This is a genomic window from Streptomyces sp. NPDC006265, from assembly GCF_040613555.1.
Lineage (GTDB): Bacteria > Actinomycetota > Actinomycetes > Streptomycetales > Streptomycetaceae > Streptomyces.
In genome coordinates, this window is record NZ_JBEXSH010000007.1 from 1 (window position 1) to 19,543 (window position 19,543).

Here is a 19,543-nt window from a genome sequence, read left to right on the forward strand (position 1 = left end):
GTGTCCTGCGCCGCCCTGGGCACACCCGACCTGGTGGAGGGAATTCGCGCCCAGGTCGTCGACAAGGACCGTAGGCCGCGCTGGTCACCGAAGACCCTGGGCGAGGTCACCGACGCCGATGTCGAGCGCTTCTTCACCCCGCTCGGCGAGCGGGAACTCGCGCTGTCGCCGGTCGTGCGATGAAGGAACGTGACGCGCGAGCGGTTTCGTGGAACCGACTCGTGACGGGACGCCGGGGCGGCGAAGCCTCCGGCACCCCATCTGTTTCATGAAGGGTCAGAGCATGAGCAGCAGCCGCGTGTTCGGAACGAGTTTCCGGTTGACGCTGGTGCTCTGCACGAAAATGGTGAAGTGGTCGTTGTGGTCCGGCTTGACGCGGACTTCCGTGTCAGGCAGACCGAGCAGGGATCGGGCTTCGGGTCCCGTATAAATGCGGTCCGTCTTCTTTTCCAGCACCGCGATCTGCTTTTGCGCCTGGACTTTCTCCGACTTGCTGAGTTCGTAGAACGCCCCACCGGTCCGGTAGGTGTGCCCGCATTCGACGACCCACTCCTTGATACCCGCATCGCGGGCCACCGGGATCAACTGGTACTTCGACGGATCGACCGGGGTGAGGCCGGCGGCTTTGATGGTGTCCTCGTTGACCGCTTCCGCCCCGGTGGAGAAGACCGCCCGCGATCCCCGGATGCCCTGGGTGCGGCCCATCATGAAGTTCTCGGTGGCCTGCCGGATGACCTGTCCGGCCTCCTCCAGTCCCTGCGTGCTGGTGGCGTCCCATATGGCGATGTTGTCCTTGGGGAAGCCGCACTGCATGGCCTCCCGCTTGCCCATCTGGTCGGGCACCAGGACGGCCAGCGTCCAGTTGTCCTGCTGCCGCTCGATCATTTCGGCCACGGCCCGGACCAGTTGGCGTGGATTCTCGGAGGGGGCGTCCTGGCAGCGGTGGCTCGCGTTCTCCTGCCCGTCGGTGAGAACGAACGTCAGAAAACTGTGGTCGCCGTACAGTTGGGCCGTCTGGGCAAGCTCCCGCTGCGACTTCAGTGCGGCTGCCAGGAGAGCCGTCATTCCACCGGTCCGGTAGAGCTGCTTCAGCGACGGCATGCGCAGCACGTCCTTGTCGTAGATGACGCACTCCACCCTGTCGGCGAAGACGTACACCGTGACGCGGGTTTCCTGGTCCAACTCCCTGGAACGGCGGGCAAGATAGGCGATCTGCTGGTCGGCGACCTCGACGACTTTCCGGCTCAGGTGCGACATGGACGAGCTCGCATCCAGTACTAGAGCAACGTGATTGATGTAATTCTGGGCTCCGGACATCGCAGCTCCCCCTTGTTCCGACTTGATGCTTCTATCTTCTCACCCACCACTGACAACCGATCTTGGTTCCGGTTCCGGCATCACGACAGCAGCATGCGCGTCCAGGCGACGGCCAGGAGCGCGCAGACGAGCGTGAACAGGCTTTGCACGACGGCCGTTAAGGGCATCCTCAGGCGGGCGTGCACGAAGGCGCCGACCGCCGCCACGGCCGGAACGCCCCAGATGACGATCCACGCGAGGACTGGGGTGTCGCGAGAGTGCTCGGGGCGCGAGGAGTACGGCGACGGAGCGGTTCCCAGGCCGACCGCGACGAGCAGCAGCGCGGCGACGACGACGATCACAGCGTCCGCGGCCAGGAGCAGCAGGGCGACGACGACGTCGATCAGCCGGGAAGGGCGCTCACGCCGGAGAGGCGTCGGGGAGTCCTGGTCGTCCGCGGGCGGAGAGGCCATGACCCGACTGCATCACGGAATGGCGCGTTCGGCACCGCCCGGGATGTGAAGAAGTCCATTTCAGCACCATCTGACGCTCCGGCAGCGGACGTTGTGAGTCGCGGGAGTCCTCCCGCCCGAGGTGGCACCGATGACCTGATGCGAGGACGAGGCGCTTCGCCTGCCGAGGGATGCGCCGGGTGCCGGGATGTCCGCAGTGCTGCTCATGCCCGCCGTCCTGAAGGTCGGCTGAAGGCTCCGGAAGCGCCCTGCCCGCGTACCCGCCTGGCGCGCTTGCCCGAAAAATTCGATATTTGCGGTTTTGGGGGGATTCTCGTGGTTAATCGAGGAGGGTGCACGTGGGACGGACGCCAGAGCACGAAGGCTCGGCGGCGAGCCCCGGCATCCGACGGGAGCACCTGGCGGGAGATCGCGTCCGAACGGCTTCCGAGCAGGTCAGAGCCGTCACCGGTGAGGCCAGAGCCGGACGCGACTTGAGCGAGGCCAGTCACGGCGCGTACGGAGGCGCGCCGACAGCGATGGCCGCCCACAGGCACGTACGGCCGGGACGTATCAATTATCAGAGTTCAGGAGAACGGAATGATCAACCGAGAGCAGATCCCCACCGTTCTGGACCACCCGGTCCATGACGCCAGGGGCGACAAGATCGGCGACGCCAGGCACGTCTTCTTCGACGACGTCACCGGCGAGCCCGAGTGGGTCAGCGTACGGACCGGCCTCTTCGGCACCAGCGAGTCCTTCGTGCCCATCCACGACGCGGCCCTCGTCGAGGACCACCTCGAGGTGCCTTACGCGAAGGACCAGGTCAAGGACGCGCCGAACGTCGACGTCGATTCCGGCGGGCACCTGTCCGAACACGAGGAGCAGCGCCTGTACCAGCACTACGGCATCGACTGGGACGCCGCCTGGCAGGACAGCCAGGCCGGTACGGGCCAGGCAGCCGGCGCCATGGACACCGCCGAGGGCGCGATGACGCGGTCCGAGGAGGAGATGCACGTCGGTGTCGAACGCCGTGAGGCCGGCCGGGCGCGGCTGCGCAAGTACATCGTCACCGAAGAGCAGCAGTACACCGTCCCCGTGCGCCACGAGGAGGTTCGTGTCGAGCGTGAGCCCATCACCGACGCCAACCGTGATCGGGCGATGACCGGACCGGACATCACCGAGGCGGAACACGACGTCACCCTCTTCGAGGAAGAGGCCGTGGTGGAGACCAGGGCGGTGCCGAAGGAGCAGGTCCGCCTGACCACCGAAGAGGTCACGGAAGAAGAGACCGTCACCGGCCAGGTCCGAAAGGAACGCATCGAGGCCGAGGAGGAAGACGAACACGGAGACCGGCGGCGCGGCCACTGATCCGCAGTGGGCGCCCGGGGTGGGAGGAGCAACGACCCTCCCGCCCGGGCGCCGCGCGTACCCGCCGACAGGCAGGTCACCGGAGACGCACGATCGTGCACTGAGGCGACGGTGGTGCTGTCCGGACTGCCCGGCATCGGCAAGACCGCCCTTGCACTCCATGTGGCACATCAGGCCGTGGCACGGGGGTGGTTCCCCGGCGGCGCTCTCTTCCTTCACCTGCGGGGCCACGATCCGGCCGGTCCGGTCGGCGCGAAGGAGGCCATCGGCATGCTGGCGCGGGCCCTGTGTGTGGACGACGCGATGACACCGGACGAGCAGACCGGCTTGTGCCAGGCCGCGCTCAACCGGCTCACCGACGAGGGCAGGGCGGTGCTGCTGATCGCCGACGACGCGTCCAGCGCCCTACAGATCGAACGCCTCGTGCCCGCCCGCTCCGCGCACCGACTGCTGGTGACCTCCCGGCACCTGCTCACCGGACCCTCCCTCCGGGCTCGGCTGTTCGGCTTGGACGAACTGGCACCACGCGGCGCCGCGGATCTGATCGCCGAGACGCGGAGGCATGCCCGCCCCGACGATCCGTGATTGCGGGAGACCGACGCGATCGCCGAACTCGCCGGGCGCTGCGGCCACCATCCGCTCGCCTTGCACATCGCCGCTTCCCTGCTCACCACCGATCCCGGCCGGGCCGTCGCCGCGCTCGTCGCCGAACTCGCCGACGCCCACACCCGCCTCGATGTGCTGAGCTAGGAAGACGGCGGGCACACGACAGCGGTCCAGGCGGCGTTCCGTCTCTCCTACCAGCGGTTGCTCCCCACCACCGCCAGTTGTTCCGGCAGTTCGCGGTGGACAACTACCAGCGGCTCGTGGCCGTCTGCCACAAGGTCTGCGACCGCGCGCTGGAGTCCGTGGCGCTGAACGCCCTGGGTACCGAACTCAAGCAGCTCGGCCGGTACGAGGAGGCCGTCGCGGCCTACCGGGAGGCAGTGGCGATCCACGAGGAGCGTGATGAGGAACGCCTGTTGATCACTGCGCTGCTCAACCTCGGCATCGCACTGCGTACGGCTGGGCGCATCACGGAGGCCGCCGAGGTGCACGAACGTGAGATCGGGCTGGCCCGGGCCCGGGGCGACCGGCACAAGGCGGCCGAGGCGCTGGAACGCCTCGCCACGACGGTGAGATGTGGACGTCGCCGGCTGGATGCGCTCGAAGCTCGCGTCAGAGCGGTCGCCATCTACCGAGAGCAGGAGGACACCAGGTGCGAAGGCAGAGTACTCGGCGACCTCGGCCTGCGAGTTCGGGAGGCGCCACGAGCCGACAGGACCAAGGCCGGATACACCTGGGTCCTGGCCAACCTGCTCCCGAACGACGTGGTCGGCCAGGAAGGCAGGACCCTGATCGCCCTCACGGTCACGCACGCACGCGCGAGCGGGGCACGTCATCGCCGCCTTCTGGTCGTGGGCGAGCCTGACCAAGATCATGTGGCGACTCCTGGACGAGGGCGAGAACCAGGGTCCGGAGCAGTACCTCCGCACCTTGATGCAGCTGATGAAGACCTCCCTCTACGGCGTCCACCCCTTCCAGTCGTTCATCGCCCTGCGGAACAGGTTCCGCCGACCGACCACTTGAGCCACGCCGAGCAACTCGGAGAAGGCGCAACCGCCGTGGGATTGCTCCTGCTCTATTGACTCAGCAACGCCGCAAGACGGGCGGCCGTCTTCTCTCCCGCGCGTTGTTTGACCAGGCCCTCTTTGGCGGCCGCACGGAGCTTTACCTCTGTGCCGGCCCCCGTTCCCCTTTTCACCAGCGCCGTGACCACTACAGGATTCATGCCGCCGGCACCACCACCGGCCACGACACGGATCATCTTCTGGTCCCTGTCGGATTCGACAATGGGGGACTTCCCCGGCCGCCCTGCCCCGGCCAGGAGTCTGACGACGCGCTGCACGGCTTCGTCGAACGGCAAGGGGACGACAAGGTCGATCTCATGGACGTTCTTCCTCAACAGCCGTGCCACGAGACCGGTCAAGCGACCGCTACCCCCACTCACAGCACCCAGCGCAGCAAGCTCTTCAACCAGGATCTGGTCCTCGTTCTGGTCCACGCCTCTCCCTCTTTCACTGCCCGGCCTGTCTGTGCCGTCAGCACCCCAGGCGTTGAATCCCCATGACGGCGCGGGTGAGCGGGCCTCGCCCAGTCCCGGGATCGCGTAGATCGTCGGGGCCATGCGCGGGTGGGGCTGAGCACAGAAGGCAAACCGCCGTTCCCCTTCGCGTGGAGATCATCCCCCTACTGCGTGCATGGGGCAATCGTGTAGGGCTCCGGGCCTGCGAAGCGGTGCCGCTCCGCCGACCTGATCGGCTGCAGCGTCATGGATTTTTCTCGTCACTCCACAGCATGGCCGATGAGTTTGTGGCTCCCGGCCGGTCCAAGCTGGTGACACTCTGGGAAAGGACACCGCCATGTCGGAGCTTCTCGTCGACTTCATCACCTCCCTCGACGGCTACGCATCGGGAGAGGGATGGCCCGGGTTCTGGGGCCTCGAGGGGCCGGAGTACCTCGCATGGCTCGGCGAGCAGCCCGAGGCCACCTACCTGATGGGAGCGAACACCTACCGCCTGATGTCGGGCTTCGCCGCAGGCGAGGTTCCCAGTGGCCAAGACGAGTTCAGGCCCGAGGAAGAGGCGTCCGTCGACGAGCTCACGCAGGCGTCCAAGGTGGTGTTCTCCTCCTCACTCGAGGAGCCACTGACGTGGGCCAACTCCACACTCGTCCGCGACGACGCCGTCGGGGCGGTCCGCGCCATGAAGTCGAGCGGCTCGGGGCTCCTCAGCACGATCGGCAGCCTCAGCCTGTGCCGGTCCCTGCTACGAGCCGGACTCGTCGACCGCTTCCGGGTCGTGATGTTCCCGGTGATCACCGGGGCCACGGGCGAAGAACGCATCTACGACGGCTATCCGGACGTCGCCCTCGAGATGATCGAGCACCGCACCTTCGACGGCCGCATCCAGCTGGTCGAGTACAAGCCCCGCGTGCTCGAGCACCCCCCGCTCGGCGTCCCTGCGTGACGTCACCCCGTCCGCCGGTCCGGACGGCCGCCAGCCCGGCGCCGGCGGGCGTGGAGCAAGACCTCATAGGGGGCGAACGGCCAACGTCAGGACGTCCGGTCCATCGTCACGGCGAGGGCGTCCGGGCCCGCGTCGGTACCGGGCAGCCAGTTCGGCCGCGACGGCGATGACTTGGGCTCGGGCGTCGGACAACTCGCGGAAGACAACCTGACCGGGCACTGTCGATGTCGGGCGGCATCAGATCACCTGGTCCAACTCGGCCTGCATCTGGGACGCCTCGGCGTCGCGCGTGACGGCCTGGGCCAGCAGCATCCGCAGCACCAGCACGATGAGCGCGACTCCCAGGATGGCCACGCCGATCCCGCCCATGATGACGGTGACGCCCGGGTCGGCTCGCTGGCCCGGCGCATTGATGACGGTGACCGCGAACCAAAGGAGGGCGGCCGTCACGATCGCGCCGATCACGGCGTCGACGTACCGGAAGGCGGCGGGGGAGAACACGGTTCTGCGTCGTACCATCGTCACCAGCCGCCCTACGCAGACCGTGGCGACCTGGGCCGCCACCATGCCCAGGAGCTTGATCACGCGCAGGGGGTCAGCGGGAGCGACCCGTCCTCCGGGTCGGTGGCCAAGTCCACACCATCGACGCCTGTACGAACACGGTGCCGGCGAGCACCACCACGAGCACGGCACGCAGCGCACCCACTGTCAGTCTTCTCATCGCCCATCTTCCCATCGAGACGCGATGGGAATCTATCGAGTTCGATAGGTTGAGCAAAGGCTGGGACGGAGAGCAGGCGCGATTTCACACGCTGCGGGACGCCGTCCCCCTTCCGTGGCCGGTGAGCCGGAGACGGGCAGTCGACCGGGATCGCAGACGCGTTTCCCAGCTAGCTAGTTCCGCCTCAAAGACCGCTACTTGCCGCCGGAACATATGGGAGGCCCCATTGGGCGGGTTCCACAGGGTCTCGTCGCCTATGTCGAAGTACTGGCTCGTCGAGGACCCTTCAGTCGATCACGGCAGGCAAGGGTATCCAGTTGGATCACCACCGTCGTCGGTGTTACGTCCTGACCAGACGGCCGTAAGCAGATGAGGGCTGCGGCGATGCCGACGAAGGCAAGGGAGTGCTCAGGCTTGTGTTCGTAGCGGCGGTGCAGGCGTCGACGCTCTGCCAGCCACTCCAGCTGCCCGACCTGGTCGCCGCCGTCCGTCACGCCCTCGCCCTGCCCGTCATCGCCGCGGGCGGAATCGCCATCGCCGCCGACGTGAAGGCCGCGCTGCGCTCTGGCGCGGTGGGTACCGTTCTACCGCGCAGCCAGGAGAGCGGACCCGACCGGAGCTCAGGCCGCTGCTGCGGCCTTTGACTGCCTCCGACGGACGCAGTCAGGTGGGCTTGGAGCCACGCGGGGCCCGGAGGAACAGGCGGTGCTACGGCTGGAGTGTCCATCCCCCCTTCGGCAGTCGGCTCGTGGTTGCCCCTTGCGCGATCAGGAACGAGCATCCATCATCAGGAATCCTGATACTTCAACTTTGTAGCGATGGGTGCCAGTCATGTCATTGAGGCTCAGAACCCAGGCCAGAGGGGTTCAACTGTTGCTCGGCCGAATGATGAGCCGCGTGCACAAGGATCTGCGCTTCACCGACATCCCTAAGCGCACGGAGTCCATTCGGGTGGAGACCGGCGCCGGACCGGTGACGTGCACCGTCTACCGCCCGTCGGCCGCCGCCGCAGCCCCTGCCCCCGTGTACGTCAACTTCCACGGCGGCGGGTTCGTGATCGCCCGCCCCCAGCAGGACGACCACATCTGCCGCTACATAGCCGACACGGCCGGCTGCGTGGTCATCAACGTGGACTACGCCGTCGCCCCGCAGCGGCCGTACCCCGTACCCGTCACCCAGGCGTACGACGTCACCGCCTGGGTGGCCGAGAACGGTACCGCCAACCACTGGGACGGTTCACGACTCGCCGTGGGCGGACACAGCGCCGGGGCCAACCTGGCCGCCGCAGTCTGCCGCACCGCTCGGGACCGCGGCACCTTCACACCCCGCCTCCAGATCATCGACTCCGCACCGCTCGACCAGCTCGCCGACCCCGCCACCAAGCAGTCACCCATCGCCAAGCCCCTGCTTACCCCTCAGCTCATGCGGGTCTTCACCGCCGCCTACGTCCCTGAGCCCGCCGACCTCGCCCATCCGCTGGTGTCGCCCGGACTGGCCGACGACCTCGCCGGGCTGCCGCCCGCCCTGGTTATCACCGCGGAGAACGACCGCCTGCGTGACGAGGGCGATGCTTACGCCAAGGCCCTGGAAGCTGCCGGCGTCCCGGTCACCCACCGTTGCTTCGAGGGTGTGGACCACTACTTCACCCACACCGGCCCGGTACCGGCCGGCAAGGAAGCCATCGATGTGATGGCCGTCACCCTGCGCACGGCACTCACCGACTGACCGATGACAGGGCCGACAGCCCTTTGGGCTGGCCGGGTTTCGCCTCAGTCCTTCCTGTGCCCGGAAATCCAGTGGGCGTCGGTGAGGACGGAGACGGCGATGACGGTGGCGTGAGGTTGGAGGTTGCGGCGACGTAGCCGATTGTCGTGCCGGAAGGGCAGGTGCCAGAGCGTTGACGTTCCAGGCGGCTGGGTATTCGGCGGACAGGGCGCCCTCGAGTAGGGGCCGATCGAGGAGGCTGAAGCCACCGGCTGGGACGAGCATGCAGGGGTACTGGCGCACCAGCGCCGCCGCCCTGCGCCTGGGCACCGCCGAGGCAGAACAGGTGCTGCGGCGCTTCACCCGCGGCGGCCCCAAGTACCCGACCTGCCAGGCCCTCGAAGAGCTGGGCCGCCCAGTGCGCACGATCTTCGCGTGTGACTACCTGGCCAGCCCCGGCCTGCGCCGGGAGGTGCACGGCGGGCTCCAGGTCGTGGAGAACTGGAACAGCGCGAACACCGTCCTGCACTACGGCAAGGGGCGCCTCGGGGATCGGTACGGGCACCCGCGCCTGCTGTTCGTCGGCGTCCTCGGTTTCGGGGCTGCCTCGGCCGGGATCGCGCTCGCGCCCGGGCGTCGGCTGGGTGATCGTCCTGCGTGCGGTGCAGGGCGGGTTGGCCGCGTTCCTGCAACCTGCGACGCTCGCGCTGCTACGGCTGGCGTATCCCGCGGACCGGCTCGGCAAGCCGATCGCCATTCGCACCAGTGCGCTCGCGGTGGCGGCAGGGTCCGGTCCGCTCCTGGGCGGGGTTCTGGTGGCTCATCTGGGATGGCGCGCAGTCCTCTGGGTCAACGTGCCCCTCGCGTTCGTCATCGCCGTCCTCGCCCTCGCCGTATGGACGCCGGCACCTCAACGTGTCAACTCTCCACGGCTCAACCTCACCAGCGCCGGCCTGCTGGCGGTCGCTCTCGCAATCCTGGTCCACGCCTTGGCCGACATACCCGCGCGGGGGGTGGGCCGCCCGCGCCGACGCTGCTCGAATTCCTCGCCGTCATCGGCGCCGCAACCGTGTTTACCTGGCACGAACGCCGCACCACACACCCGATCGTTCCACCAGTCGTAGCGCGGTCCGTACCGGTGACGGCGTCGATGGCGATCCTGCTGGTCACCACAGCCGGCCTGTTCGGCGCGCTGTTCAGGGCCACGTTCTACCTCCAGGACGTACTTCGACTCGACCCACTCGCCAGCGGTCTGCGCGTACTCCCGCTGACCGTGCTCATGGTCCTCGGGTCACCCGCCGCGGTCGCCGTACTGCGCCGGTACGGTGCGCGCCGCACCGCGATCGCCGGTACGTTCCTCGTCGTGGTCGGCATCGCGGGGCTGTCCCGGCTCGGTCCCGCCAGCACATGGATGGCCATGGCTGCGGCCTTTGCCGCCGTCGGTGCCGGGTTCGCCACCGTGATGGTCACCGCCACCGGGACCGTCGTCGGTGACGCGCCGCCCGGGTACGCCGGGGTCGTCAGCGGGCTCAAGCAGACCGCCATGAACATCGGGCCGACCTTCGGCATCGCCGTCGCGGCCAGCGCAACCGGCACGGCTGTTTCAACCATGAGCTCCACTCTGCTGATCCTGGCCGCACTCGCCGCACTCGCCGCACTCGCCGCTCTCGGCCTGCTGCCCGCTTCGCGGCTGCCCCGGCGCTGGGCCCACCAGGAAGGAGACGACACGATCGCCTCACGCCCGGCGCAAGCGCCAACACCACAGGTGTCAATCCCCTCGAATCGCGGAGACCGTCCTGTGCAGCCAGCCCCTCACCGAGGCTGGCCCAGTAGTCGTGTCCGTAGTCGATCGGGCTCTTGAAGCCGCACATGCTGTGTAGCCGACGGCTGTTGTAGAAGTCGGTGATCCAGGTCGCGATCCGGATTCCCGGTCGAGTTCCGCCTGGGCGGGAGGGCCGTCCGAAGCCCCAGGGTGATGGGAGTCATGGCGCGTCATCGCAGTCCGTTCCCCCTCTCCGTGCGGTGAGCCCATGATTCCATCTCACCTGACCCCTAAAATGTCGCAGGATGCAATGTTGAAGGTTCAGGCAACTCGGTAGATGTGGCGGGGTGTTGGGCCGGATTTCCGGCGCCGCTCGGGTGTGAAGGGCGCCGCGTCGCCCACTCGGACGTGCGGCAGGGCGAAGCACGCTGCAACGCCCCGCGGGAAATCATCATTGCACAATGCAATGGTGGGTACTCGTGGGGCGGCGGCCCCCTCGGAGCCTCCGTCCCAGCCGGAGAGCGGCACGCGCACAAGAGCGGCGCGCCCTCCAGTACACGAACTCGCCTCGAACTCGGGGCAGGCCGAAGGAATGGTTCTCCCGATGACTCGTACATCGCGACACGGCACCCGCGGCTCGACCGGCGGACTGCACGAGCCGGTCGACGTGGTGGAACTGGAAGCCGCGCTGCGCGAGGCCGTCGCCGGTGAGGTGCGCTTCGACGCCGGCAGCAGAGGTGCGTATGCCACGGACGGTTCCAACTACCGTCAGGTACCCCTCGGGGTGGTCGTTCCGCACAGCGTGGACGCCGCCGTACGGGCGATGGAGGTGTGCAGGCGTTTCAGGGCCCCCGTGCTGTCGCGCGGCGGGGGCACCAGCCTGGCGGGGCAGGGAACCAACACGGCCGTGGTCGTCGACTGGACCAAGTACTGCCACGCGCTGGTCTCCGTGGACCCCGACGCCCGCACCTGCGTGGTGGAGCCCGGGATCGTCCTGGACGAGCTGAACCGGCAGCTGTCGGACCACCGTCTCCAGTTCGGGCCGAAGCCGTCCACGCACAGCCACTGCGCCCTGGGCGGCATGATCGGCAACAACTCGTGCGGGGCGTCGGCGCAGGCGTACGGCAAGACCGTGGACAACGTGCGCCGGCTGGAGATCCTCACCTACGACGGCACCCGCATGTGGGTCGGGCCGACGGACGAGGCGGAACGGGAGCGGATCGCGGCCGAGGGCGGTCGCCGGGCCGAGATCCACACCGGCCTGGAGCGCATCGCCGCCGAGTACCTGGCCGACATCCGCCAGGGATACCCCAAGATCCCGCGCCGGGTCTCCGGCTACAACCTGGACTCCCTGCTCCCGGAGAACGGCTTCGACCTGGCCAAGGCACTGGTCGGCAGCGAAGGCACCCTGGTGACGGTACTGCGCGCCGAACTCGACCTGGTGCCGGTGCCGGCCCACCAAGCGCTGCTGGTGCTCGGCTACGACGACATCTGCCGCGCCGCCGACGACGTACCCGAACTCCTGCGACACTGCTCGCCCGGCCAACTGGAGGCCCTCGACGGCCGGATGGCCCAGCTCATGCGCGAGGAAGGGTCCTACATCGACTCCCTCGACGCCCTGCCGGACGGCGACAGCTGGCTCATGCTCCAGTTCGACGGCGACAGCCAGGACGACGTCGACGAGCAGGCGCACGCGCTGCTGCGCGCCCTCGGCCGCAGCGAGAAGGAGGCCACCGTCGCCTTCTCCGACGATCCCGAACGCGAGCAGAAGATGCTCAGGGCACGCGAGGCGGGGCTCGGAGTGACCGCGCGCCCGCCGGACGACCGGGAGACCTGGGAGGGCTGGGAGGACTCCGCCGTACCGCCAGAACGGCTGGGCGACTATCTGCGTGACCTGAAGGGCCTGTTCGAGGAGTTCGACTACGACCATCCCTCGCTGTACGGGCACTTCGGACAGGGCTGTGTGCACACCCGCATCCCGTTCGGGCTGAAGACCGCCGAAGGCGTCGCCGACTTCCGCCGCTTCCTGGAACGCGCCGCCGACCTCGTGGCCTCCTACGGCGGGTCCCTGTCCGGCGAGCACGGCGACGGGCAGTCCCGGGGCGAGTTGCTCACCCGCATGTTCGGCGAACGGCTCGTGACCGCGTTCGGCGAGGTGAAGGCCCTCTTCGACCCGGACAACCTCATGAACCCGGGCAAGGTCGTCGACCCCAACCCCGTCGACGGACAGCTGCGGCTCGGCCCCGCGTGGCGGCCGACCGGCTCCGACACGCACTTCGGCTACCCGGAGGACGAGAACTCCTTCACCCGGGCGGTCATGCGCTGCGTCGGCATCGGCAACTGCCGTAGCCACCAGGGCGGCGTCATGTGCCCCTCCTACCGGGCCACGAAGGAGGAGGAGCACTCCACCCGCGGGCGATCCCGGCTGCTGTTCGAGATGCTCGACGGCCACGCCGACTCGGCGGTCACCGACGGCTGGCGCTCGACAGAGGTCCGCGACGCCCTCGACCTGTGCCTGGCCTGCAAGGGCTGCAAGTCGGACTGCCCGACGGGCGTCGACATGGCCACGTACAAGGCCGAGTTCCTCGCCCATCACTACGACGGCCGGCTGCGTCCCGCGGCGCACTACTCCATGGGCTGGCTGCCGCTGTGGGCCCGGCTGTCCCGCCTGGCCCCGTCGCTGGTCAATGGCGTGCTGCAAGCGCCCGGTCTGGCCCGCGCGGGCAAACGGCTCGCCGGCGTGGACGACGCCCGCCAAGCGCCGCTGTTCGCACAGCAGTCCTTCCTCGAGTGGTGGCGGGACCGGGACGCCGACGCGCCGGATCCCGCCGACCCGCGCACCGTGGTCCTGTGGCCCGACACGTTCAGCACCTACTTCCATCCGTCGATCGCCATCTCGGCGGTACGGGTCCTGGAGGACGCCGGCTTCCGCGTCGCCGTGCCCACGGACGCCGTGTGCTGCGGCCTGACATGGATCTCCACCGGGCAGCTGACCGTCGCCAAGAAGGTCCTGCGCCGCACGCTCGACATCCTGCGCCCGTACATCGAGGCCGGCACCCCGGTCATCGGCCTCGAACCCTCCTGCACCGCCGTGTTCCGCGCCGACGCGCCCGAACTGATGCCGCAGGACCAGGACGTGCGGCGCCTGGCCGGGCAGTTCCGCACCTTCGCCGAGCACCTCGTGCGGCACGCGCCGAAGGACTGGCAGCCGCCCGCAGTGACCCGGCAGGCCGTCGTGCAGACCCACTGCCACCAGCACGCGATCATGAAGGACGACCCCGACCGCGAACTGATGCGCAGGGCCCACCTCGACGCCGACGTGCTGGACGAAGGCTGCTGCGGCCTAGCCGGCAACTTCGGCTTCGAACGCGGCCACCACGAGATCTCCATGGCCGTCGCGGAGCAGGGCGTCCTGCCGGCGGTGCGCGCGGCCGCCCCCGACAGCCTGCTCCTCGCCGACGGTTTCAGCTGCCGCACCCAGATCGAACAGGGCGACACCGGCCGCCGGGCCCTGCACCTGGCCGAGGTGCTTGCCCTGGGCCTCGACGGGAACCTGCCCAGTCAGCACCCCGAGCGCCTGGCGCGGCGGCCGTCCGAACCGTCCCGCGTGGCCCGCTGGGCGGTCACCGCGGGCGCGGCGACCCTGACGGCCGGGGTGGCCGCCGTCGCCGGTCGCGCCGCGACACGCCGCCTGCGCGGCCGCCCGTAACCCCCCAACCACGGAACACGCACGTCCCATCGGAAAGGTCAGCACATGTCGATGAAGGTTTCCGACCACATCCTCGAGCGACTGCGCGCCTGGGAGGTCGAGCACGTCTTCGCTTATCCCGGTGACGGCATCAACGGCCTGCTCGCAGCCTGGGGACGAGCAGACGACAAGCCGCAGTTCGTCCAGGCCCGGCACGAGGAGATGGCGGCATTCGAAGCCGTCGGCTACGCGAAGTTCTCCGGAAAGGTCGGAGTCTGCGCCGCCACCTCAGGACCCGGCGCCATCCACCTCCTCAACGGCCTGTACGACGCCAAACTCGACCATGTGCCCGTCGTCGCCATCGTCGGGCAGACCAACCGCAGTGCGATGGGCGGCTCCTACCAGCAGGAGATCGACCTGCTGAGCCTCTACAAGGACGTCGCCTCCGACTTCTGCGAGATGGTCACCGTCCCCGAGCAGCTGCCCAACGTGCTCGACCGGGCCATGCGCACCGCCATGGCGCGCCGGTCGGTGACGGCCGTCATCGTCCCGGCCGACGTGCAGGAGCTCGACTACTCCGCGCCCGAGCACGCCTTCAAGATGGTGCCCTCCAGCCTGGGCATGTCCCACTACGCCCCCGTGCCCGCCGACCCCGACATCGAGCGCGCCGCCGAGGTCCTCAACTCCGGCGAGAAGGTCGCCCTCCTCATCGGCCAGGGTGCCCGCGGGGCACGCCAGGAGGTCATGGAGGTCGCCGACCGGCTGGGGGCCGGCGTGGCCAAGGCGCTGCTCGGCAAGGACGCCCTCGACGACGACCTGCCCTATGTCACCGGTTCGATCGGCCTGCTGGGCACCCGGCCGTCGTACGAGCTGATGCAGGACTGCGACACGCTGCTGGTCATCGGATCCAGCTTCCCCTACACGCAGTTCCTGCCCGAGTTCGGCCAGGCGCGCGCCGTGCAGATCGACATCGACCCGCACATGGTCGGCATGCGCTACCCGTTCGAGGTCAACCTCGTCGGCGACGCCCGCGCGACACTCCAGCGGCTGCTGCCGCACCTGCGGCCGGCCAAGGCCGACACCTGGCGCAAGACGATCGAGAAGAACACCGCCCGCTGGTGGGAGGTCATGGAGCGGCGCGCCGCGGTGGACGCCGAACCGATCAACCCCGAGTACGTGGCCCACGCCCTGAACGGCCTGCTGCCCGAGAACGTCATCCTGGCCGCCGACTCCGGGTCCGCCGCCAACTGGTACGCACGCCACCTGCGGCTGCGCGGCGACATGCGCGGCTCGCTGTCCGGCACGCTGGCCACCATGGGGCCCGGCGTCCCCTATGTGATCGGCGCGAAGTTCGCGCACGGCGACCGCCCGGCGATCGCGCTCGTGGGCGACGGGGCGATGCAGATGAACGGCCTCGCCGAGCTGATCACGATCGCCAAGTACTGGGAGCAGTGGGCCGATCCGCGCCTGGTCGTGGCCGTGCTCAACAACCAGGACCTCAACCAGGTCACCTGGGAGATGCGGGCCATGTCCGGCGCCCCGCAGTTCCTGCCCTCGCAGTCGCTGCCCGACGTCGCCTACGCCGACTTCGCCCGGTCCGTGGGCCTGGGCGGGATGCGGGTGGAGAAGCCACAGGACGTGCAGAGCGCCTGGGAGACGGCGCTGGCGTCCGACCGGCCCTTCGTCCTGGACTTCCGCACCGACCCGGCGGTGCCGCCCATTCCGCCGCACGCGTCCTTCGACCAGATCGAGGCCGCGGCGCTGTCCGTGCTCAAGGGCGACAGCGACCGTGCCGGCATGGTCCGGCAGGGCTTCAAGGCCAAGGTCCAGGAGATGCTGCCCGGCCACCGTCACCGGGAGGACCGGCCCGGCACCGGAGAGGACACGTGAGACTTCGGGCACATGCTCGCCGTCGGCGCGGTGGACTGCCTGCAGGGCGGACGTCACCCGGTGCGGAGGCGTCACCGTCTGGCTGAGCACCGTCGCCCTCGCCCAAGCCCGCGGCCTGGGCATCTCCGGCCACTGCGCCCCGCACGCCCACGTCGCGGCGGCCGTGCCCAACCTGCGCCACATGGAGTGGTTCCACGACCACGCTCGCATCGAGCGCCTCCTTTTCGACGGCGCCCTCGACCCCGGCGGCGCAACATCACCCCAGGCGGTGGCGAGCCCGGCCTGGGCCTGACCCTGAACACCGAACGCGCCCGGCAGCACCGGGTGAGCTGAATCGGAGGACGGCACCCCTGAGCACAAAGTCCGGCGGTCGGCCGCGGGCGCGCACCGGACGAACCACGCCTGTCCATGCATGTCACGGACGATTGCGACCCCTCGGGAGCCGCCCGCGCGGTCGCTCGCTACAGGCGGATGACGACCAGAGCGATGTCGTCGGTATTGCCGGCGGGAGGGAGGAGATCGGCCAGGAGGGCGTCAGCGAGGCTTTCGGGGCCGTTGTGCCGGTGGAGGGTGAGAGAGTCGGCGAGGCGGGCCAGGCCGACGTCGATGTCTTCGCGGCGGCGTTCGATCAGGCCGTCGGTGTACAGGACCAGCGTGGCGCCCTCGGTGAACGGGGTGTGGGCCTGGGGGCGGGGGACGTGTTCGGGGCGGGCGCCGAGCGGCGGGTCGGTGGCCCGGTCCAGGAAGGTGACGGTGCCGTCGGGGTGGAGCAGAGCGGGTGGTGGGTGGCCGGCACTGCTGTAGGTGATGGTGTGGCGGTCCCAGTCGATGAAGGCCGTCACGGCGGTCGCCGATTCCGCGCCCTCCACGAAGCGGGCGTACAGACCGAGAGCCTCCAGGGCGCGGGCGGGCCCCTCGGCGACGCGGCAGGCAGCGCTCAGCGCGCTACGCAGCTGTCCCATGACGCCGACGGCCGTGAGGCCGTGGCCGACGATGTCGCCGACGGCGACCGCGATGCTGTCGCCGGGTAGCTCGGCCAGGTCGTACCAGTCGCCACACACGTTCAGGGTGCGGGTGGCCGGCTGGTAGCGCACGGCTGCCCGGTGATGCCCGACAGGCCTGGGCGCGGGCAGCATGGCCTCCTGGAGGGTCAATGCCACCTCGCGGTCACGAGCCTGGGCGAGGCGCAGGCGCTCGTTGACTTCCTGCAGTTCACGAGAGCGGGTGTAGAGCTCTGCCTCCAGCACCCGGGACGTGTCGCCCGCGGCAGGGCCGCTGCGGGCACGAAGAAGTTCGGTGACCTCTTCCACCCGGTGCACGATCAGCATCACCTGGTCGTCCGGCCCGAGGACCGGCGCATTCACTGGACTCCAGTAGTGCTCTTCCCAGCGCCCGGGCCGCTTGGGGTCCTCGATGTCGTATCGGACCAGTGCCATGGTGTCGCGCTGGCCTGTGGCCACCACGCGCAGCATGGATGCCTGGGTTTCCCGTCTGCCGACCGCGGCCGGTTCGTTCGGGTTCTCGGGGAAGACATCAAAGATGTAGTGTCCCACCAGTTGCTCGCGGGTGCGCCCGGCCAGTCCCTGGAAGTCCTCATTGGCGTCGGCATACACGAGCTCCGGCGTGAGCAGCGCCACCATGCCGGGCAGGGCCTGAAAGACCGCCTCGTAGTCGATGTGCGGGTTCATGTGCTGCCTGCCTCGGCGCCCGCTGTCAGGGTGCTGGTCCAGATGAAGACCAGCCACCGCAAGGACAAGGCACCGAACTTCCGGCCCATATGTGTTATTTGGCTGGCTCACCAGGTGGCGCGATACCGGCCGTTTGCCTCATTTCACGTGATCAGCAAAAACGGTATGGGCTGTGACGGGGTGCCGAAGGACGTGAAGCGATACCGCGGCGTGCCTCGCTGACTGCTCCTGACTCAGACGTAAGGGCTCTGACCGGTTTCGAGTGCGCCCGCCGGTCTAACCCGAATGGCCGGCGGAGTTCGTTACGACCTCACCGCTTCGTGGGCGGCTCTCTCGCCTCCCGCATACCGGCGTTCTCTTCACAGCCCACCTCATCTCTGCCCGACGGTTTGCACGCGGTCTGAAAACCCCGGACATGCTTCCCGGAGGAAGCGGTGTGGGGGAGGTCGCGGTGAAGCAGGCAACCCGTCTCATGACCAGAGGCGCTCGGCCGCCCGGCTTGGACACCCTTGACTGCGCTCCGCGAGGCGGCCTTACCGCCGTCCTTGATCCGTATCATCGCGCGATGGCCGAAAGCGTGTTGGCCCCCGGTCTTGTCGACGAGATGATCGCCTTCACGGAGACCTTCGATGTGCCCGTCGATGTGGAGCAGGCACGCGCGGACGCCGAGGTACTCAGCGACGAGTTCGACGCCTTCGGAGTCACCGTTTCGGACGCCACCATCCGGCACATCACCCTGATGCGGGCCCTGATGGTGCCCGTCGCCGACGACGCTCTCGCTCTCGCGCTGGATCGGATCTGGGTGTTCACGACGCGAACCGACGACGTGTGCTGTCACGATCAGGCCGTAGCTCAAGCCATCCTGCGGGCAGGCATGTCGACATCGCCGCCCGCGGCAACCCCGAACACGCGCTACATCCAAGACATGGGGCCTGCGACCAGGTCGACAGCGACTACGTGCGCATCCTCAACGGCTTCTCCCAGTTCTGGTTCACGTACTGCAGTTCACCCACCCATGTCTGAGCGCCCGCTCCCATCAGGCGTTCTGGTCGGCGGTGCTGAGCCCTTGCGTGTGTACCGAAGTTCGGTCCAGGAGAACCAGCCGTACCTCGAGGTCTTCCGGCAGACGTTCGACAACGGTCTGACGGCCTACCGCGGCGTCCTGGCCCTGACGACCGACGAGCAACGCCCCCGTCTGGACCGCTACATGCGGGCCTTCGTCCACTGGCACTTCCACAGCTCCCGATACCGTTGGCAGAGCATCTACCCGGGCCTGGCCCCCCTCGAAGTCTGAGCTGCCGGCCCCAGGGCGGCAGTGGCCAGGAACCTGATCGAGTGAGCGCTCGGTGTGCCGCGACTGGCGGAGGTCGGATAATCGGCGGCCGAGGGGGTAGAACGGTCGGCGGGTGCCTTCCTTTGACGGAGGGCCCTACCCACAGACCAGCCGGGACCACTCGGCGATAGTGAAGGACGATCAGCATGGCCAGCGGCACCGTGAAGTGGTTCAACGCCGAAAAGGGCTTCGGGTTCATCGCCCAGGACGGAGGCGGCCCGGACGTCTTCGCCCACTACTCCAACATCACCGGCAACGGCTACCGGGAGCTCATCGAAGGCGAACCGGTCACCTTCGACGTGACCCAGGGCCAGAAGGGCCCTCAGGCCGAGAACATCGTGCGCGGCTGACGAAGGAGCATGCGCACCGCCCCGCGAGAGCCACTGTGAAGAGCAGCACCACCGGTGCGGGGTAGAGCGTTCGGGTAGCTCGCGGGGGCTCATGATCCAGTGAGCGCTGGTTCACATCCTGTCCTCGCTACGAGTACGAGGGGCCCGGCTGATGCCGGGCCCCTCTCCGCAGCCTGCAGATAGCTCAGCCCATCGCCAGACGGGGCGCTCTTCGCGCCTG

Annotated in this window: 18 protein-coding genes and 6 pseudogenes; 16 read left to right on the forward strand and 8 right to left on the reverse strand. The window is 68.7% G+C overall.

The window, feature by feature from the left end; all coding sequences use genetic code 11:
- Positions 1 to 183 (forward strand): enoyl-CoA hydratase/isomerase family protein (locus ABZ281_RS01530; protein WP_356650958.1); only part of this gene is annotated, 183 nt, incomplete at its 5' end.
- Positions 184 to 276: 93 nt separating this feature from the next.
- Here ABZ281_RS01530 and ABZ281_RS01535 read toward each other — a convergent pair.
- Both ABZ281_RS01535 and ABZ281_RS01540 read right to left on the reverse strand, forming a co-directional pair.
- Positions 277 to 1,317: a vWA domain-containing protein gene (locus ABZ281_RS01535; protein WP_356650960.1), complete on the reverse strand. Its 1,041-nt coding sequence runs from the start codon at positions 1,315 to 1,317 to the stop codon at positions 277 to 279.
- A gap of 80 nt (positions 1,318 to 1,397) precedes the next feature.
- On the reverse strand, positions 1,398 to 1,769 hold the full coding sequence (locus ABZ281_RS01540) for a hypothetical protein (RefSeq protein ID WP_356650962.1): 372 nt from the start codon (positions 1,767 to 1,769) through the stop codon (positions 1,398 to 1,400).
- Between the two features lie 579 nt (positions 1,770 to 2,348).
- On the opposite strand from ABZ281_RS01540, the gene ABZ281_RS01545 reads away from it, so the two are divergent.
- From ABZ281_RS01545 to ABZ281_RS01560, 4 genes are all read left to right on the forward strand, one after another.
- Positions 2,349 to 3,119, forward strand: coding sequence for a DUF2382 domain-containing protein (locus ABZ281_RS01545; protein ID WP_356650964.1), 771 nt, complete (start codon positions 2,349 to 2,351; stop codon positions 3,117 to 3,119).
- A 111-nt stretch (positions 3,120 to 3,230) separates the two neighbouring features.
- Entirely contained in the window at positions 3,231 to 3,704 is a 474-nt protein-coding gene (locus ABZ281_RS01550; protein ID WP_356650966.1) for a hypothetical protein, read from the forward strand.
- Entirely contained in the window at positions 3,705 to 3,869 is a 165-nt protein-coding gene (locus ABZ281_RS01555; RefSeq protein WP_356650968.1) for a hypothetical protein, read from the forward strand.
- A gap of 77 nt (positions 3,870 to 3,946) precedes the next feature.
- Complete coding sequence (locus ABZ281_RS01560; protein WP_356650970.1) at positions 3,947 to 4,807, forward strand: tetratricopeptide repeat protein; 861 nt, start codon at positions 3,947 to 3,949, stop codon at positions 4,805 to 4,807.
- Here ABZ281_RS01560 and ABZ281_RS01565 read toward each other — a convergent pair.
- Positions 4,801 to 5,223 carry a hypothetical protein gene (locus ABZ281_RS01565; protein WP_356650972.1) on the reverse strand — a complete coding sequence of 141 codons (423 nt, stop codon included), beginning with the start codon at positions 5,221 to 5,223 and terminating at the stop codon, positions 4,801 to 4,803. The genes ABZ281_RS01560 and ABZ281_RS01565 overlap by 7 nt on opposite strands.
- Positions 5,224 to 5,581: 358 nt before the next feature.
- Here ABZ281_RS01565 and ABZ281_RS01570 point away from each other — a divergent pair, with 358 nt between their 5' ends.
- The gene (locus ABZ281_RS01570) at positions 5,582 to 6,187 is read left to right on the forward strand and encodes a dihydrofolate reductase family protein (protein WP_356650974.1); all 606 of its coding nucleotides are present in this window, start codon (positions 5,582 to 5,584) and stop codon (positions 6,185 to 6,187) included.
- Positions 6,188 to 6,424: 237 nt separating this feature from the next.
- Here the strand turns inward: ABZ281_RS01570 and ABZ281_RS01575 are convergent.
- From ABZ281_RS01575 to ABZ281_RS01585, 3 pseudogenes are all read right to left on the reverse strand, one after another.
- Positions 6,425 to 6,908: pseudogene (locus ABZ281_RS01575) on the reverse strand (DUF2975 domain-containing protein).
- 174 nt (positions 6,909 to 7,082) lie between these two features.
- Positions 7,083 to 7,166: pseudogene (locus ABZ281_RS01580) on the reverse strand (hypothetical protein); the annotation flags it as partial.
- A gap of 101 nt (positions 7,167 to 7,267) precedes the next feature.
- Positions 7,268 to 7,372: pseudogene (locus tag ABZ281_RS01585) on the reverse strand (IS5/IS1182 family transposase); the annotation flags it as partial.
- Between ABZ281_RS01585 and ABZ281_RS01590 the strand changes: the two are divergent.
- The 8 genes and pseudogenes from ABZ281_RS01590 to ABZ281_RS01625 all read left to right on the forward strand — a co-directional run.
- Positions 7,340 to 7,552, forward strand: coding sequence for a nitronate monooxygenase (locus tag ABZ281_RS01590; protein WP_356650976.1), 213 nt, complete (start codon positions 7,340 to 7,342; stop codon positions 7,550 to 7,552). The pseudogene ABZ281_RS01585 and the gene ABZ281_RS01590 sit on opposite strands and share 33 nt — an antisense overlap.
- A 244-nt stretch (positions 7,553 to 7,796) precedes the next feature.
- On the forward strand, positions 7,797 to 8,633 hold the full coding sequence (locus ABZ281_RS01595; protein ID WP_356651017.1) for an alpha/beta hydrolase: 837 nt from the start codon (positions 7,797 to 7,799) through the stop codon (positions 8,631 to 8,633).
- Between the two features lie 286 nt (positions 8,634 to 8,919).
- A pseudogene (locus tag ABZ281_RS01600) lies at positions 8,920 to 9,153 on the forward strand (Tn3 family transposase); the annotation flags it as partial.
- Positions 9,154 to 9,256: 103 nt separating this feature from the next.
- Complete coding sequence (locus tag ABZ281_RS01605) at positions 9,257 to 9,736, forward strand: MFS transporter (RefSeq protein WP_356650978.1); 480 nt, start codon at positions 9,257 to 9,259, stop codon at positions 9,734 to 9,736.
- 11 nt (positions 9,737 to 9,747) lie between these two features.
- Positions 9,748 to 10,473, forward strand: a pseudogene (locus ABZ281_RS01610) (MFS transporter); the annotation flags it as partial.
- A 505-nt stretch (positions 10,474 to 10,978) separates the two neighbouring features.
- On the forward strand, positions 10,979 to 14,083 hold the full coding sequence (locus tag ABZ281_RS01615) for an FAD-binding and (Fe-S)-binding domain-containing protein (protein WP_356650981.1): 3,105 nt from the start codon (positions 10,979 to 10,981) through the stop codon (positions 14,081 to 14,083).
- A gap of 45 nt (positions 14,084 to 14,128) precedes the next feature.
- Complete coding sequence (locus ABZ281_RS01620) at positions 14,129 to 15,952, forward strand: thiamine pyrophosphate-requiring protein (protein WP_356650983.1); 1,824 nt, start codon at positions 14,129 to 14,131, stop codon at positions 15,950 to 15,952.
- 24 nt (positions 15,953 to 15,976) lie between these two features.
- A pseudogene (locus tag ABZ281_RS01625) lies at positions 15,977 to 16,285 on the forward strand (enolase C-terminal domain-like protein); the annotation flags it as partial.
- Between the two features lie 128 nt (positions 16,286 to 16,413).
- Here the strand turns inward: ABZ281_RS01625 and ABZ281_RS01630 are convergent.
- Positions 16,414 to 17,640, reverse strand: a complete 1,227-nt coding sequence (locus ABZ281_RS01630; RefSeq protein ID WP_356650985.1) for a SpoIIE family protein phosphatase — start codon at positions 17,638 to 17,640, stop codon at positions 16,414 to 16,416.
- A gap of 310 nt (positions 17,641 to 17,950) precedes the next feature.
- Positions 17,951 to 18,496 carry a hypothetical protein gene (locus ABZ281_RS01635; RefSeq protein WP_356650987.1) on the reverse strand — a complete coding sequence of 182 codons (546 nt, stop codon included), beginning with the start codon at positions 18,494 to 18,496 and terminating at the stop codon, positions 17,951 to 17,953.
- A gap of 216 nt (positions 18,497 to 18,712) precedes the next feature.
- On the opposite strand from ABZ281_RS01635, the gene ABZ281_RS01640 reads away from it, so the two are divergent.
- Both ABZ281_RS01640 and ABZ281_RS01645 read left to right on the forward strand, forming a co-directional pair.
- Positions 18,713 to 18,934, forward strand: coding sequence for a hypothetical protein (locus tag ABZ281_RS01640; protein ID WP_356650989.1), 222 nt, complete (start codon positions 18,713 to 18,715; stop codon positions 18,932 to 18,934).
- A 185-nt stretch (positions 18,935 to 19,119) separates the two neighbouring features.
- Positions 19,120 to 19,323 carry a cold-shock protein gene (locus ABZ281_RS01645; RefSeq protein ID WP_356650991.1) on the forward strand — a complete coding sequence of 68 codons (204 nt, stop codon included), beginning with the start codon at positions 19,120 to 19,122 and terminating at the stop codon, positions 19,321 to 19,323.
- Positions 19,324 to 19,543: the final 220 nt, after the last annotated feature.